Origin of the sequence: Streptomyces sp. KLMMK (assembly GCF_036961605.1) — a bacterium.
Lineage (GTDB): Bacteria > Actinomycetota > Actinomycetes > Streptomycetales > Streptomycetaceae > Streptomyces > Streptomyces telluris.
On the sequence record NZ_JBAMDC010000038.1, the window covers coordinates 1 to 16,540 of the forward strand.

At 72.6% G+C, this 16,540-nt stretch carries 9 protein-coding genes; 6 read left to right on the forward strand and 3 right to left on the reverse strand.

Features of this window, described 5'->3' with window-relative positions:
* Nucleotides 1–1,173 (forward strand): SUKH-4 family immunity protein (locus V7793_RS10090; protein ID WP_336004517.1); only part of this gene is annotated, 1,173 nt, incomplete at its 5' end.
* Nucleotides 1,174–1,380: 207 nt separating this feature from the next.
* Complete coding sequence (locus V7793_RS10095) at nt 1,381–2,274, forward strand: cellulose-binding protein (protein ID WP_336004521.1); 894 nt, start codon at nt 1,381–1,383, stop codon at nt 2,272–2,274.
* 391 nt (nt 2,275–2,665) lie between these two features.
* On the opposite strand, the gene V7793_RS10100 is transcribed toward V7793_RS10095, so the two are convergent.
* Together V7793_RS10100 and V7793_RS10105 are read right to left on the reverse strand one after the other, a co-directional pair.
* Nucleotides 2,666–4,483, reverse strand: a complete 1,818-nt coding sequence (locus V7793_RS10100) for a lytic transglycosylase domain-containing protein (protein ID WP_336004527.1) — start codon at nt 4,481–4,483, stop codon at nt 2,666–2,668.
* A 119-nt stretch (nt 4,484–4,602) separates the two neighbouring features.
* A complete protein-coding gene (locus tag V7793_RS10105; RefSeq protein WP_336004531.1) occupies nt 4,603–6,327 on the reverse strand; it encodes an MFS transporter in 1,725 nt (574 codons plus the stop codon).
* A 357-nt stretch (nt 6,328–6,684) separates the two neighbouring features.
* On the opposite strand from V7793_RS10105, the gene V7793_RS10110 reads away from it, so the two are divergent.
* The 3 genes from V7793_RS10110 to mfd all read left to right on the forward strand — a co-directional run bounded on the left by V7793_RS10110 (nt 6,685) and on the right by mfd (nt 13,972).
* Nucleotides 6,685–7,473, forward strand: a complete 789-nt coding sequence (locus V7793_RS10110) for an ABC transporter ATP-binding protein (protein ID WP_336004536.1) — start codon at nt 6,685–6,687, stop codon at nt 7,471–7,473.
* Nucleotides 7,470–10,043 (forward strand): ABC transporter permease, encoded by a 2,574-nt coding sequence (locus tag V7793_RS10115; RefSeq protein ID WP_336004540.1) that lies wholly within the window; start codon nt 7,470–7,472, stop codon nt 10,041–10,043. Before V7793_RS10110 ends, V7793_RS10115 begins: the two co-directional genes overlap by 4 nt.
* A 395-nt stretch (nt 10,044–10,438) precedes the next feature.
* On the forward strand, nt 10,439–13,972 hold the full coding sequence (gene mfd / locus V7793_RS10120) for a transcription-repair coupling factor (RefSeq protein ID WP_336004543.1): 3,534 nt from the start codon (nt 10,439–10,441) through the stop codon (nt 13,970–13,972).
* 28 nt (nt 13,973–14,000) lie between these two features.
* Here mfd and V7793_RS10125 read toward each other — a convergent pair whose 3' ends face one another.
* Nucleotides 14,001–15,479 (reverse strand): DUF2079 domain-containing protein, encoded by a 1,479-nt coding sequence (locus V7793_RS10125; RefSeq protein WP_336004547.1) that lies wholly within the window; start codon nt 15,477–15,479, stop codon nt 14,001–14,003.
* Between the two features lie 434 nt (nt 15,480–15,913).
* Here V7793_RS10125 and V7793_RS10130 point away from each other — a divergent pair, with 434 nt between their 5' ends.
* Nucleotides 15,914–16,534, forward strand: coding sequence for a SurA N-terminal domain-containing protein (locus tag V7793_RS10130; protein ID WP_336004550.1), 621 nt, complete (start codon nt 15,914–15,916; stop codon nt 16,532–16,534).
* The last annotated feature ends 6 nt before the right edge of the window (nt 16,535–16,540 follow it).

The window sequence follows — 16,540 nt, forward strand, 5'->3', positions numbered from 1 at the left end:
GAGAAGAGACAGGGCCCGGGCACGCCGCCCCCCGGCCCCGGTGGGGTGCACCACGCCGCCACCATGCTCGCGAGCCCCGGCGGGCCCGGCATGCCCCCGGTGCCGCAGGGACCGGCCGCTCCGCAGGCCCCGGCCGCTCCGCAAGGCGCGGCCCCGGCGTACGGCTACCCCCAGGCGCCCACCGGTCTCCCGACCGTCGGCCCGGGCTACATGGCGGTCCTGCGCTACCGCGCGCACGACGGTTCCGAGCAGCAGCTCATCCGGCGCAGCGCGCCGGGCACGCCGCACCCGGAGTGGCAGATCCTGCACGAGCTGATGGGGCTGAACGTGCCCCGCGAGCAGGTGCTGGAGCTGCACACGGAGCTGGAGTCGTGCGACGGCCCCGGCGGCTACTGCGCCCGCATGGTGCGGGAGAACTGGCCGCAGGCGACGATCAGCCACACGGCCGCGTACGGCCGCGACCACGCCACGCGCCAGCAGGGCGTCCGGCACCTGATCGAGCATCAGGGCGAGCTGCACCAGGTCGCGGACGGCCCGGCCCGCCCGGCGCCGAACCGGGTGCCGCTGCCGCAGCCCGGCCAGGTGCAGCAGGCGCCGCCGGTCGGCCCGGACGTGGTGGCCCGGGAGCTGGCCGAGTCCTTCGGCCCGCAGGGCGTGTTCCGGTTCGAGCAGCGCGCGGTGTCGCGCCAGGGCGTGCCGGACGTCGTCGCGCAGACGCTGGTGTGGGCGGGCGTGCCCGTGGACTGCGGGCCGTTCTTCTGGGGCCAGGCGCAGCCGGGCCGGCCGGTGCCGACGCTGGCGGAGCTGGCGGCGGAGCGGCACGTGCAGGCGGCGCCGGACGCGGGCTCGTACCTGGTGATGGGCACGGACTTCGGCAAGCAGCTGTGCGTGCAGTACGGCACGGCGCACATCGTGGCGGTGCCGCTGGAGGCGGGGCCGGGCGGTTCGTCCGTTCCTCCGCAGTTCGTCAACACGAGCCTGCCTCAGTTCGTTCGCTCTTTGGCGCTGCTCGGGAAGATGTGGCGCTGGCGCTACGGATTGACGCCGGAGCAGGCGGGCCGCTGGACGGTGGATTTCCAGGAACAGCTGATGGCGCTGGACACGGCCGCGTTGGCATCGCCGGAGAACTGGTGGTCGGTCCTGGTGGAGCAGATGTGGGACGGCCTGTTCTAGCCGCGGCGGCGGGGCGTTGAGGGCGCGGGGCGTCCGATCCGGGATGAGGGTCGGACGCCCCGTGTCGTAGGTTGGCGCATCCTTGACACAAGGAGCGGGCGGAGTGTCGCGTCATCGGCACTTCCCGTGGTCCGGGGATGATGTGCGCCAGACTGCGTCACATACCGGACATCCGGGATATAAGGGGCTTCAAGGATGAGTGCATCGGTGTCTCCCGACGGATTCTCCGTCGTACGGGGCCGGGGTTACCGGCCCGAGCAGGTGGATCGCGCTCTCGCCGAGTTCGCGCGGCAGCGGGACGCGGCCTGGGAGCGGGTGGCGCGGCTGACCGTACTCGCGCGCGAGATGGAGGAGGAGGCCCAGCGCCTCGGACAGGTGGTGGCGCAGCTCCCACCCCAGACGTACGAGTCGCTCGGCCAGCGGGCCCAGGGCCTGCTCGTCACCGCCCAGGCCGAAGCCGCCGGGCTGCGGGAGCGGGCCGAGGCCGCGGCCGCCGAGATGATGGACGCGGCGGAGGCGCACGGGCGGGCCGTCCGGGACGCCGCGCACGGACAGGCGACCTCCCTGCGCGCCGAGGCCGACGAATGGGCACGGCAGGCGCTCGTCGCCGCCGAGACCGTCGCCGACGACGTCGTCGCCGTCGCCCGCCGCGACGCCAAGCAGCGGCGCGAGGACGCCGCGGCGGCGCTCACCGAGATGCGGGAACGTACCGCCGCCGCGCTCGCCGAGCAGGAGAAGGACCACGCCGAGCGCTGGGAGACCGCCGGGCGGGAGATCGCCGAGCGGGAGGCCGCGCTCGACACGCGCATCGCGGCGATGGAGGAGTACGCGCGCAACACCCTGGCCGAAGCGCAGCGGCGCTACGCGGAGGCGGAGGAGGCGGCGCGGCACGGGCAGGAGGACGCCGACGCACAGGGGGCCGCCCTCATCGCGCAGGCGCGGGTCCGCGAGGAGCGCGTCGTGCGCGACGTGGAACGGATCCTCCGCGAACACGAGGAGCGCCGCGAGGAACTGCGCGCCCACATGGCCCACGTCCGCCACAGCCTGGCGGCCCTGACGGGCAAACCGGTGGCGGAGGATCTGGGGGCGGGGGACGCCTGAGCGCCTGCGCGGCGGGCCCCGCGCCCTCTCCGCCGCGGAGTCCGGAGGTGCCGCCTCCGCCTGGGCGCGGGCACGGGGTCAAGGGTGTCCGCACCCTTGAATCCGCCGCGGCGGCGATCAACCCCGATGGTGGAGCCCGGCGGTGCCGTACGGGCTCAGGCAGGTCCGGCACCGCCGGGTACCGCCGCTGTGACTGAGCGCCGTCGCGGCGGGGTGAAGGATGCGGCCGCATCCTTCACCTGAGCTGTGGGCCAAGGGTGCGGCGGCATCCTTCGGCCCGGCCGCAGCCGACTCCGTGCTGCAGGCAGGCCAACGGTGCCCCACCCTTGAATCCGCCGCCGCGGCGCGCAACCACGACGGCGGAGTCCGGCGGTGCCGTGCGGCGCAGGGGCTACTTGGCCGGCGCCGGAGGCGTGGGCGTCGCCGGGGGCGTCGACGCCCCCAGTGCCGTCACCGTCAGCTGGACAATCAGCACCGCTCCGTCGGCCGTCTCCAAACGCAGCGCATACGCGCCCGACTTGTCGTCCGTCAGCAGCTCCGGGAGCGTCAGGACGCCGTCCTTGTCGGTCGTGCCCGCCTTCAGGATGCGTACCGGCTTGGCGTCGGTGCCCTTGCCCTTGAAGTAGGGGCCGCCGTCCGGGACGGTCTTCCCGTCGGGCTTGGTCACCGACACGGTCACGTCCGCCCCGATCACGTCCTTGCCGCCCTCGCCCAGGACCTTGATCTGGATGCGGTCGGCGAACGCGCCGTTGGGCGCGGCCTTCAGCTCGGGCTTGCCGACGACGTCGATCTGCTTCGCCGCCCGCACCTTGACCGTGCCGGCGAACTTGACCGCCGGGATGTCGCGGCCGACGACCGTCGCCGTCAGCGTGACGTCGCCGCTCCTCGGCCCCGCCACGACACTCGGCGCGGTGGCCGTGCCGTCCTTCGCGGTGGTGATGGTGATCGAGGCCGAGCCGTCCGCGAACGCGGCCCCGGTCCCGCCGCCGGCCTCGAACCGTACGCGGGCGTCCGCCACCGGCTTGCCGGACTTGTCCTTGACCAGGACGCGGGCCCGCTCCTTGAACGCCTCGCCGGCGTAGGTCTCCCAGGCGCGGTCGTCGCCGATGCGCTCCAGCCGGCTCGCGGGGGCGGGCGGGACGGGCTTGTTGTCCCCGCCACCGGGCTTGTCGGTGCCGCCGCCACCGGGCTTGTGCGTGCCGCCGTCACCGGGCTTGTTGGTGTCGCCCCCCGGCTTGTTGCCGCCGCCGGGCTTGCCGGGCTTCCCGCCGTTCGACGGCGGCGTCTGCTTCGAAGGAGGCGTCTGCTTCGGCGGCTTGGGGGATGCCCCGGATGCCGGAGGCGCCGACGGCCCGGACGGAACCGCCGGAGTCCCGCTCCCCCCGGGCGTGTTGCCCGACGGCTTGCCCGCGGGGTCCGGCAGGGAGGGCACGTTGCCCTCCTTGTAGGCGCGCATCCAGGACGTGACGGCGTTCACGTACTCGCGCGAGGGGTTGTAGCTGAGGATCGCCCTGTCGAGATCCGCCGCGCTGTTCATGTCCTTGCCGCCCGCGCACAAGTACTTGGCGGTGCCGAGCGCGGCGTCGTAGATGTTGTTGGGGTCCTTCTTGCCGTCGCCGTTGCCGTCGGCGCCGTAGAGCGCCCAGGTGGACGGCAGGAACTGCGTGGGGCCGACGGCCTTGTCGTAGGCAGTGTCGCCGTCGAGCGCGCCCCCGTCGGTGTCCTTGATGAGGGCGAAGCCGTTGCCGTTGAGCTGCGGGCCGAGGATCGGCTTGTCCGTGGTGCCGTCGGACGTCATGCGGGTGCCCTGGTAGGTCCCGTGGTGCGTCTCCACGTTGCCGATGCCGGCTATGAGCTCCCAGGGCATGTGGCAGCCCGGCAGGTCGGCGGCCGCGCGCTGGGCGGCCTTGCGGTAGGCGTCCAGGGCGGTCGCGGGGATGCCGGTGGTGGCGTCCTTGGCGTCGTTCTTGCCGTCGCCGCGCGCGCCGGGCAGGCCGCCGGGACCCTTGGGTCTGAGGTCGGGCAGCGTGAGGTTGGGGTTGCCGTGCGGCAGGCCCTGCGGGTTCTTGGGGTCCTTGGCGGGGTCGTCCGAGTCCGCGGTGTTGTGCGCGGGACTGACGCCGACCGCTGCCGTGAGGCTGGCTACGAGCAGGGCCGTGCACAGACCCTGCCGGGAGACGCTGGCAGCGCGCGTAGGGAGAATCTTCACGATGCTGCTTCCTTCGGAGACCTGCGGCCCGTGCGAAGGGGGTGCACGACTTCCCCCCTCGGCCATGACCCCGAACACTAATTCCCTGTGGCCCCAATTGTCTTGCCCGATGGCCGCCTTCACGTATTATTCGCCCTTCGTTCCCCCTCAACTCCCCCTATTTTGCCCGTTTCCTGGTATTTGTCCGCGGCGGATTCCGCAGGGGGTTCGCCTGCGTGCACGGGGAAGTGCCGTGGCGCCAGCGTCAGAAGGGCGAGCAGTGCCAGCCCTGCCGCCCCGGCGGCCCCCAGATAGACGTGGTCGACCGCCGCGGAGACGGCCTGCCGCAGATATCCGGCCGCTTCCGTCGTGAGGGACGTGCTCGCGTGCTCCAGGGCGCGCGAGACGGAGTCGAGGTCCGCGGGCAGCCCGGGCCGTACGGAGGCCGGGGCGTCCTCAAGGCGCGCGGCGAGCGTGCCGTTGGCGACGGCCCCGAAGAGCGCCGCCCCGACGCTCTGCCCGACCTGCCGGCAGAAGAGCACGGACGCGGTGGCGGTGCCGCGCTCCGCCCAGCCCACCGACGACTGCACGCCCACGATCAGCGGGAGCTGGAACAGGCCGAGGGCCGCGCCGAGCGCCAGCATCACCAGGGCCGGCTGCCAGGCGGCGCCCGGGTGCGGGAGGAGCGGGAACAACAGCAGGATCAGCGCGGCGAGGCCGATGCCGAGGGCCGCGCAGCTGCGGAAGCCGATGCGGTTGTAGACGTGACTGCTCAGGGCGGCGGAGACCGGCCAGCTCAGCGTCATCACGGAGAGCACGAGCCCGGCGGCGATCGGCCCCAGGCCGAGGACGGCCTGGGCGTACGTCGGCAGGAAGACGGTCGGCGCGATGATCAGGAGCCCGAGCGCCCCGAAGGAGAGGTTGACGGCGCAGATGGAGCGGCGGCGCCAGACCCAGCCGGGAATGACGGGCTCGGCCGCGCGCCGCTCCACGGCGACGGTCACGCCCGCGCACACCGCGCTGCCCGCGAAGAGCGCGAGCGAGGGCGGGGAGAGCCAGGGCCAGGCCACGCCGCCCTGCACGAGCGCGCAGAGCAGCAGGCCGCCGCAGGCGAAGACGCCGAGCGCGCCGGGCCAGTCGACACGCGCGCGCGGGCGCGCGTGGGTGTGCGAAGCGGGCTCGTGGAGGTGGCGCTTGACCAGCCAGAGGGCCACCGCGCCGACCGGCAGGTTGATGAGGAAGATCCAGCGCCAGTCGGCGTACCCGGCGAGCAGTCCGCCGAGCGCCGGCCCGGCCACCGCGGCGGTGGCCCAGACCGTGGACAGCCTGGCCTGGATTTTGGGGCGCTCCTTGAGCGGGTAGAGGTCGGCGGCGATCGTCTGCACGGTGCCCTGCAGGGCACCGCCGCCGAGCCCCTGCAGGACGCGGAAGGCGATGAGCGCGGGCATGCTCCAGGCGGCGGCGCACAGGGCCGAGCCGAGGAGGAAGAGGACGATCCCGGCGAGGAGCACCGGCTTGCGGCCGAAGGTGTCCGAGAGCTTGCCGTAGACGGGAAGGGTGACGGTGACGGCGAGGAGGTAGCCGGAGAAGAGCCAGGAGAAGACGGTGAAGCCGCCGAGGTCCGCGACGATCTGGGGGACGGCCGTGGAGACGACGGTCCCGTCGAGGGCGGCGAGCGCCATGGCGAGCATGAGCGCGGCGACGACGGGGCCGCGGCGGGAGCCGGCGGGCGGCGGCGCGTCCGGTGTCTCCCTCTCGGGTATGCCGCCGCCGGCCCCGTGCCTGCCGCCCTTGCCGTTGTTGCCGTTCTTCTCGCCTGTGCCGCCGCCTGTGCCGCCGCCCTTGCCGCCGCCTGTGCCGCCCATGCCGCCCCCCGAGGTCGTTTCCCCTTGCACGCATTCGTCGGTCAGGGTCTCACTTGAGCCTCACGTAGCGGCAGGGTGCATGCTCGGGGTGCGCCGACCCCGAGAAGGACGGGCCCGGCAACGCCGGATCCCCTAGGGGACGTTCCCGGCTTTCTCCTGCTCGTCCCGCCGCCCGGTTCGTACCGCAGGGGGAGGAGCCGGGGGCCGCCGCTGCCTAGCCTTTTCGAGGGCGGCCGGAGAGCGGTGGTGGGGGTAGCCCCACCACGGATACACGGACGAGCACCATCGCCGCGGGCCCCCGCCTTCCAGCAGGCTGTGGACCGTACCCCCTCAGTGAGCACGCATAGGAGACCCACCGTGACAACGGCTGTATCGATTCCCAAGACCGGGGGCAGTGGAGGACATGCGGCCGTCGCGGCGAGGGCCCGCGGGGTCGTCAAGGCGTACGGGTCCGGCGAGACCCGCGTCACCGCCCTCGACCACGTGGACGTGGACATCGCCCGCGGGCAGTTCACGGCCATCATGGGCCCGTCCGGCTCCGGCAAGTCGACCCTGATGCACTGCCTGGCGGGCCTCGACACGGTCACGTCCGGGCAGATCTTCATCGACGAGACCGAGATAACCGGCCTCAAGGACAAGAAGCTCACCCGCCTCCGCCGCGACCGGATCGGCTTCATCTTCCAGGCGTTCAACCTGCTCCCGACGCTCAACGCGATCGAGAACATCACGCTCCCCATGGACATCGCCGGCCGCAAGCCGGACAAGGCGTGGCTGGACCGCGTCGTGGAGACCGTGGGCCTCGCCGGGCGCCTCAAGCACCGCCCCAACCAGCTCTCCGGCGGCCAGCAGCAGCGCGTCGCCGTGGCCCGCGCCCTCGCCGCCCGCCCCGAGATCATCTTCGGTGACGAGCCGACCGGAAACCTCGACTCGCGCGCCGGCGCCGAGGTGCTGGGCTTCCTGCGCCGCTCCGTCGACGAGCTGGGCCAGACCATCGTCATGGTCACCCACGACCCCGTCGCCGCCTCCTACGCCGACCGCGTGCTCTACCTGGCCGACGGCCGGATCGTGGACGAGATGTACAGCCCCACCGCCGACGCGGTGCTCGAGCGCATGAAGAACTTCGACGCGCGGGGACGGGTGTCGTGACCGTCCTCAAGACCTCCCTGCGCAACTTCCTCGCGCACAAGGGCCGCATGGCGCTCTCCGCCGTCGCGGTCCTGCTCTCGGTGGCGTTCGTGTGCGGCACGCTCGTCTTCACCGACACCATGAACGCCACGTTCGACAAGCTCTTCGCCAACACCGCCGCCGACGTCTCCGTCGGCCCGAAGAAGAACGACGACGCGCAGCAGACCGGCAAGCCGGCGACCGTCCCGGCCTCGCTGCGGGCGAAGCTCGCCAAGGTCGAGGGCGTGACCAAGGTCGAGCCGTCGGCCGACAGCCAGCAGCTGACCGTCGTCGACGGCAGGAAGAAGAGCCTCAGCCCCACCTCCGGCGCCCCCACCGTGGGCACCAACTGGGACGAGAGCCAGAAGAAGTCCGTCGAGATCACCAGCGGCCACGAGCCGCACGGCCCGGCCGAGACCGTCGTCGACGCCGACACCGCCGGCAAGCACGGAGTGAAGACGGGCGACACCCTCCGGGTGATCGCCGCCCCGGGCGACTTCTCCGTCAAGGTCGTCGGCATCGCCACGTTCAAGACCACGAACCCCGGCGCGGCCCTCTTCTACTTCGACACCCCGACCGCCCAGGCGAAGCTCCTCGGCAGCACCGGCGAGTTCAGCGGCTACGGGCTGACCGCCGCCTCCGGCGTCAGCGACGAGCAGCTCAAGGAGCGGGTCTCCGCCGCCCTCGGCTCCTCCGCCGGCGACTACGCCCTGCGGACCGCCGCCGAGAGCAAGGAGGAGAACAAGAAGGACGTCGGCTCCTTCCTGGACGTCATGAAGTACGCGCTGCTCGGCTTCGCCGGCATCGCCGTCCTCGTCGGCATCTTCCTCATCGTCAACACCTTCTCCATGCTGGTCGCCCAGCGCACCCGGGAGATCGGCCTCATGCGGGCCATCGGCTCCAGCCGCTGGCAGATCCTGCGCTCGGTGCTGGTGGAGGCCGTGCTGCTCGGCGTCGTCGGCTCGGTGCTGGGCATCGGCGGCGGTGTCGCCCTCGCGGTGGGACTGATGGAGCTCATGGGCTCCATGGGCATGAAGCTCGACATGGACGAGCTCACGATCAAGGCCGCGACGCCGGTCGTGGGCCTGGCCATCGGCGTGGTCGTCACCGTCCTCGCCGCCTGCCTGCCGGCCTTCAAGGCCACCAAGATCTCCCCGATGGCCGCCCTGCGCGACGCCGGCACCCCGGCCGACGGCAAGGCCGGCAAGGTGCGGGCCGCCATCGGCCTGGTGCTGACCGCCGTGGGCGGGCTGGCGCTGGTCGCCGCCGCCAAGTCCGACGACGCCGCGGCTGGCTCGGGGATGCTCGGCATCGGCGTCTTCCTCACCCTCGTCGGCTTCGTGGTCGTCGGCCCGCTCCTCGCCGGGTTCGTCGTCCGCGTGATCAGCGCGATCGTGCTGCGGGTCTTCGGGCCCGTCGGCCGGCTCGCCGAGCGCAACGCGCTGCGCAACCCGCGCCGCACGGGCGCCACGGCCTCGGCGCTGATGATCGGCCTCGCGCTGGTCGCCGCCCTGTCGGTGGTGGGCTCCTCCATGGTCGCCTCGGCCACGGACCAGCTCGACAAGTCGGTCGGCGCGGACTTCATCGTCCAGTCCGAGAACCAGCAGCCGCTGAACCCGGCCGTCGTCAAGGCGATCAAGTCCGCCGGGCACGTCGAGCACGTCACGGAATACACGATCGTCAACGCGAAGATCACCACCCCGGACGGCAAGATCACCACCCAGCGGCTCTCCGCGGTGACCCCCACCTACGCCGACGACGTGCGCGCCGAGACGGTCAAGGGCAACCTCAAGGACGCCTACGGCAAGGACGCCATGTCCGTGCCGGAGGGCTTCGCCAAGGACCACGGCATCAAGCTCGGCGACCGGCTGAAGGTCGCCATGGTCGACGGCCGGACGGCACAGCTGACGGTCAAGGCCGTCACCTCGGACGACACCAGCATCGACCAGGGCGCGATGTACACCAACATCGCCACGGCGCGCAGCTACCTGCCCGCCGACAAGATGCCGCTGGACTTCATGGTCCTCGCCAAGGCCGCCGACGGGCAGACGAAGGAGGCCGCCGCCGCACTCAAGGCGTCGGTCGAGGACTACCCGCAGGTCAAGGTCCGTGACCAGTCCGACTACAAGAAGCTCATCAAGGACCAGGTCGGCCAGCTGCTCAACATGATCTACGGCCTGCTGGCCCTCGCGATCATCGTCGCGGTCCTGGGCGTCGTGAACACCCTGGCCCTGTCGGTGGTCGAGCGCACCCGCGAGATCGGCCTGCTGCGGGCGATCGGCCTCTCGCGCCGCCAGATGCGCCGCATGATCCGCCTGGAGTCGGTCGTCATCGCCCTCTTCGGCGCCCTCCTCGGCCTCGGCCTCGGCATGGCCTGGGGCACCACGTCCCAGAAGCTCCTGGCCCTCCAGGGCCTCGGCGTCCTGGACATCCCCTGGCCGACGATCACCGCGGTCTTCCTGGGCTCGGCGGTGGTGGGCCTGCTCGCCGCGCTGGTCCCGGCGTTCCGCGCGGGCCGGATGAACGTCCTGAACGCCATCGCCACGGACTAGCAGGCTGCCGCCCCCGCGAGGGGCGGCGGGGGGCGCGGGCCAAGGCCCGCGCCCCCTGGAAAGCCCGGCCCGGACACGCCACGGGGGTGTGTGTCCGGGCCGGGCTTTCGGCGCTCGGCCCGGGGTGTTCCACTCTCCCGGGGGAAGACGGGTGACCGGGGCCGGATCCGGCCGCCGTGCGGCAGCAGTGCCCGTACATCGTCCAGGTCACGGTCCGGCCTCCGTGACCGGCGCGGTCGGGGGCGCCCCGGGGCCCCGGAACGGTCGGGCCGCGATTGTCGGTGCAGCGTCGTAGGCTGGGTTCACCCGGCCCGTATCACGTGTCGGGCCGTTCGCGTTGTCACCCCTTGTCGTAACTGTTGCCATCCTTGCCACCTCGGGACGGAAAAGCCTTCATGAGCCTGCACGGTCTGCTCGACGCCGTCGTCAATGATCCGGCGCTCGCCGAAGCGGTGAAGGCCGCGGCCGACGGGAACCGGCCGCACGTCGACCTCGTCGGTCCGCCCGCCGCCCGTCCCTTCTCGATCGCCGCGCTCGCGCGCGACGGGGGGCGCCCCGTGCTGGCCGTGACGGCCACCGGTCGCGAGGCCGAGGACCTGGCGGCGGCGCTGCGCTCGCTGCTGCCGCCGGACGGGATCGTGGAGTTCCCGGCCTGGGAGACGCTGCCGCACGAGCGGCTCTCGCCGCGTTCGGACACCGTCGGGCGTCGTCTGGCGGTGCTGCGGCGCCTCGCGCACCCCAGCAAGGACGACCCCGCGGCGGGCCCGGTCAGCGTGGTCGTGGCGCCCGTGCGGTCCGTGCTGCAGCCGCAAGTGAAGGGGCTCGGCGACCTGGAGCCGGTCAGCCTGCGCAGCGGGCGGAGCGCCGATCTCGAGGAGGTCGTGGACGCGCTCGCGGCCGCCGCGTACGCCCGTGTCGAACTGGTGGAGAAGCGCGGCGAGTTCGCCGTCCGCGGCGGCATCCTCGACGTCTTCCCGCCGACCGAGGAGCACCCGCTCCGCGTCGAGTTCTGGGGCGACGAGGTCGAGGAGATCCGCTACTTCAAGGTGGCCGACCAGCGCTCGCTGGAGGTCGCCGAGCACGGCCTGTGGGCGCCGCCCTGCCGCGAGCTGCTGCTGACCGAGGGCGTACGGGAGCGGGCGGCCGCCCTGGCGGAGGAGCACCCGGAGCTCGGCGAGCTCCTCTCCAAGATCGCCGAGGGCATCGCGGTGGAGGGCATGGAGTCCCTCGCCCCGGTCCTGGTGGACGAGATGGAGCTGCTGCTGGACGTGCTCCCGGCCGGCGCGATGACGGTCGTGTGCGACCCGGAGCGCGTGCGGACCCGCGCCGCGGACCTCGTCGCCACCAGCCAGGAGTTCCTGCAGGCGTCCTGGGCGGCCACGGCCGGCGGCGGGGAGGCCCCGATCGACGTGAACGCCGCCTCCCTGTGGGGCATCGCGGACGTCCGCGACCGCGCCCGCGAGCTGGGCCAGATGTGGTGGTCGGTGAGCCCCTTCGCGGCGGACGAGGAGCTCGACGGCGACACCCTCAAGCTCGGCATGCACGCCCCGGAGACCTACCGCGGCGACACCGCCCGCGCCCTGGCCGACACCAAGGGCTGGCTGGCCGACGGCTGGCGCACCGTCTTCGTCACGGAGGGCCACGGCCCGGCGGCCCGTACGGTCGAGGTGCTGGGCGGCGAGGGCATCCCCGCCCGCCTGGACGCCGATGTCGCCGAGCTGTCCCCGTCGGTCGTCCACGTCTCCTGCGGCAGCATCGACAACGGCTTCGTCGACCCCGGCCTGAAGGTCGCCGTCCTCACCGAGACGGACCTGTCGGGCCAGAAGTCCGTCAGCAAGGACATGGGCCGCATGCCGGCCCGCCGCCGCAAGACGATCGACCCGCTGACCCTGCAGGCCGGCGACTACATCGTCCACGAGCAGCACGGCGTCGGCCGCTACATCGAGATGGTGCAGCGCACCGTCCAGGGCGCCACCCGCGAGTACCTCCTCGTGGAGTACGCGCCGGCCAAGCGCGGCCAGCCCGGCGACCGCCTCTACATCCCCACCGACCAGCTGGAGCAGGTCACCAAGTACGTGGGCGGCGAGGCCCCGACGCTGCACCGCCTCGGCGGCGCGGACTGGACGAAGACCAAGGCGCGCGCCAAGAAGGCAGTCAAGGAGATCGCCGCCGATCTGATCAAGCTCTACTCCGCGCGCATGGCCGCCCCCGGTCACACCTTCGGCGCCGACACCCCCTGGCAGCGGGAGCTGGAGGACGCCTTCCCCTACGCGGAGACGCCCGACCAGCTCACCACCATCGCCGAGGTCAAGGAGGACATGGAGAAGTCCGTCCCCATGGACCGCCTGATCTGCGGCGACGTCGGCTACGGCAAGACGGAGATCGCGGTCCGCGCCGCCTTCAAGGCGGTGCAGGACGGCAAGCAGGTGGCGGTGCTCGTGCCGACCACGCTGCTGGTGCAGCAGCACTTCGGCACGTTCTCCGAGCGCTACTCCCAGTTCCCCGTGGTGACGAAGGCCCTGTCCCGCTTCCAGACGGACAGCGAGGCCAAGGCCGTCCTGGAGGGCCTGCGCGACGGCTCGGTCGACATCGTCATCGGCACGCACCGCCTCTTCTCGTCCGAGACGAAGTTCAAGGACCTGGGCCTCGTCATCGTCGACGAGGAGCAGCGCTTCGGCGTCGAGCACAAGGAGCAGCTGAAGAAGCTGCGGGCGAACGTCGACGTCCTGACGATGTCCGCCACGCCCATTCCGCGCACGCTGGAGATGGCGGTCACCGGCATCCGCGAGATGTCGACCATCACCACCCCGCCGGAGGAGCGCCACCCGGTGCTGACCTTCGTCGGGCCCTACGACCAGAAGCAGATCGGCGCCGCGATCCGCCGTGAGCTGCTGCGCGAGGGCCAGGTCTTCTACATCCACAACCGGGTCGAGTCCATCGACCGGGCGGCGGCGCGGCTGCGCGAGATCGTCCCCGAGGCGCGCATCCAGACGGCGCACGGCCAGATGGGCGAGAGCCGGCTGGAGCAGGTCGTCGTCGACTTCTGGGAGAAGAAGTTCGACGTGCTGGTCTCCACGACGATCGTGGAATCCGGCATCGACATCTCCAACGCCAACACGCTGATCGTCGAGCGCGGCGACAACTTCGGCCTGTCGCAGCTGCACCAGCTGCGCGGACGCGTCGGCCGCAGCCGCGAGCGCGGCTACGCCTACTTCCTCTACCCGCCGGAGAAGCCCCTGACGGAGACCGCCCACGAGCGGCTCGCCACCATCGCCCAGCACACCGAGATGGGCGCCGGCATGTACGTGGCGATGAAGGACCTGGAGATCCGCGGCGCGGGCAACCTGCTCGGCGGCGAGCAGTCCGGCCATATCGCGGGCGTGGGCTTCGACCTCTACATCCGCATGGTCGGCGAGGCCGTCGCCGACTACCGGGCGTCCCTGGAGAGCGGCGAGGAGCAGCCGGAGGCACCGCTGGAGGTGAAGATCGAGCTGCCCGTCGACGCCCACGTCCCGCACGACTACGCACCGGGCGAGCGCCTGCGCCTGCAGGCGTACCGCTCGATCGCCTCCGCGAACAGCGAGGAGGACATCCGCGCCGTCCGCGAGGAGCTCACCGACCGCTACGGCAAGCTGCCCGAGCCCGTGGAGAACCTGCTGCTGGTGGCGGGCCTGCGGATGCTCGCCCGCGCCTGCGGTGTCTCCGACATCACTCTGCAGGGCTCCAACGTGCGCTTCGGCCCCGTGGAGCTGCGCGAGTCCCAGGAGCTGCGCCTGAAGCGCCTCTACCCGCGCACGGTCATGAAGCCGGCCACGAAGCAGATCCTCGTCCCCCGCCCGGCGACGCGCCAGATCGGCGGCAAGCCGCTGGTGGGCCGGGAACTGCTGGCGTGGACGGGCGAATTCCTGACCACGATCCTGGGCTCGTAGGAGGCCGGAGGACCGGGGCCGGGCCGCGCTAGGACGCGGCCGCCCCCGCCTTCTTGAGCACCCCGTAACCCCCCTCGCCCCCGAGGAAGACGTACCGCACGCCGGGGTGCAGCCGCTCGCCGTCCGCGACGAGGTCTTCCGGCGTCTTGCCGTCGGCGAGCCGCAGGGCCAGGTAGTCCGGCGTGATGCCGCGGGTGTCGCCGATCCAGAAGACCCTGCACCGGCCGGCGAGGCGGCTTATCGGGGCTATGTCGGCCTCGACGGTCGCGTCGTCCGGGATGCGCTCCAGGAGCTGCTCGGCGGCGCGCACGCTCTGCGGCACGCGGTAGGTGCCGGCTTCGGTCAGGGCGTACAGGGGCATGGACGCGGTCAGGGCGAGCGAGGCGGCCAGGACCGCGCCGGGCAGGTGCTGCGCGGAGGAGCGCAGCCACGGGCGGCGGCTCTCCCGGGCCCGGGCCAGGGCGTCCGTGAGCGCGATGAAGACGATGGGCATCAGCACCGCGTTGTAGTGCCAGTCGGTGCCCCAGTAGTGGTCGTCGTGGGAGGCGAACCGCCACGTCAGGGTGGGCAGGGCGGCGATCAGGACGGGGGAGCGCACGGCCAGCAGCCCGGTGGTGGGCAGCAGGATCCACAGCAGGGTGCGTATCGCGGTGTCGGCGGAGATCGTGGGCGAGGGGCCGGCGCCGCCGTCGAGCTTGTTCCAGTAGTCGTAGGCGCCGCTGGTGTTGAAGGCGGGGATGATCAGCCCGAAGGTGATCGCGGCGGCCGCCAGGCCGAAGGCCACCAGGCCGGCGGCGAGCGGGGTCGCGCTCTGCGGGACGCCCTCGCCGCGGGCCTTCGCGCCGCGCAGCCGGATCAGGAGGACCACGCCGATGGCCGCCGCGGTGATGCCCAGGTCCTCCTTGACCAGGACCAGGGGCACGGCCCACCAGACCGCGGCCCGCCAGCGCCCGCGCACCACCGCTTCGAGGGAGAAGGCGAGCAGCGGCATCGCGAAGGCGATCTCGTGGAAGTCGAAGTCGACCGCGCGCTGCACGCCCCACGACAGCCCGTAGGCGATGCCGACGGCCAGCCCGCGCTTGCGGCCGAGGAGCCCGGCGGCGAGCCGGGCGACCGGTATCGCGGACAGGGCGAAGAGCGCGGCCTGGGCGACGAGGAGGGTGACCGGGCCGGGGAAGAGCCGGTAGAAGGGGGCGAGGAGCGCGGTGACCGGGCTGAAGTGGTCGCCGAGGATATTGGTGCCCGGGCCCTTGAGGTCGGCTATGGGCGCCTGGAGGTGGGCGTACCCGCGGATGGCCTGCTCGAAGATGCCGAGGTCCCACGACATGGTGAGCATGCGGCGGTGCCGGCACACGGACAGTGCGGCGTAGAGGACGAAGAGGATCCCGGCGAGCCAGTAGGGATCCCGGCGCGGGGCCCGCAGGGCCTGGGCGCGGGGCCGGTCGCCGGGCGCTGCCCCGGCCGCGGGCCCGCCCGGTGCCGGAACGGTGGCGGCGGCCGAGTCCATGGGGGAGTCCTTTGTTCCGGGGGCTGGGGGACGACTAAGGGATGACTGTCGGAAAAGATACGCGGAGCCTCACCGGCGCCCGGCCCCCTTTCTGAGAGACGAATGGACTCCGTGGGCGGTTCGGCTGGAATGTGTCGTTCTTCTCTCGGAACCCGTCCGTTCAGCCGGTCTTCCGGTCCGTGCAGCGGTTCGGCGAGGCCGTGGCGGCGCTCGGGCGGCTACCGCGCGCTCCTGCCGCGCTTCGAGAGCCGTTCCGGAGATCCGTCACACGTTGCAGTGGCTCGGACCGGTCGGGGCCTGAGCTCCGCGGTGCCGCCCGCACATCCCGGCGCCGCGCGAATCGTTGGTCGAATCGGTGGCCCGCGCCACCCGGACTCCCTACCATCGATCAACGCAGGTCGATCACCGTCGCACGACCGCCGCCGGGAGGCTTCATGATCCGCCGAAGGACCGCGCTCTCCGTCACCGCCGCCGCGCTGCTCGCAGCGGCTCCGCTCCTGACCGCCTGCGGGCAGACGGCCCATCCGGGCGCCGCGGCCGTCGTGGGCGACGACCGGATCACCGTCTCGCAGCTGCAGCGCCAGGTGGAGGACGTGCGCGAGGCGCAGCGCTCCTCCCCGCAGGGCGAGCAGCTGACGGCGAACAGCGCCCGGCTCGGCCAGGACACCCTGGTCCGCCTCATCCAGTACCGGATCGTGGAGAAGGCCGGCAAGGACAACGGCGTCGCGGTCACCCGGCGGGAGCTGCAGCGCCAGCGCGCCGACGTCGAGGCCGCCAACGGCGGGGCCTCGGCGGTGCGCGCCCGGTTCCTCGCCCTCGGCATCGCCCCCGACCGGATCGACCAGGCCCTCTCCGTGGACCTCGTCCGCGCCAAGCTGGACGGCAAGTTCGGCGCCGCCCGCACCAACCAGATCCTGATGCGCACCTCCGACGCCCTCCACGTCGACGTCAATCCGCGCTACGGGGTGTGGGACGGCAAGCGCGGCACCGCGCAGTCCGCGCTGGAGCCGTGGCTGCGGTCCGCCGCGGAGGCCGGGGCCGCACGCCCGGCGTGATGCGTG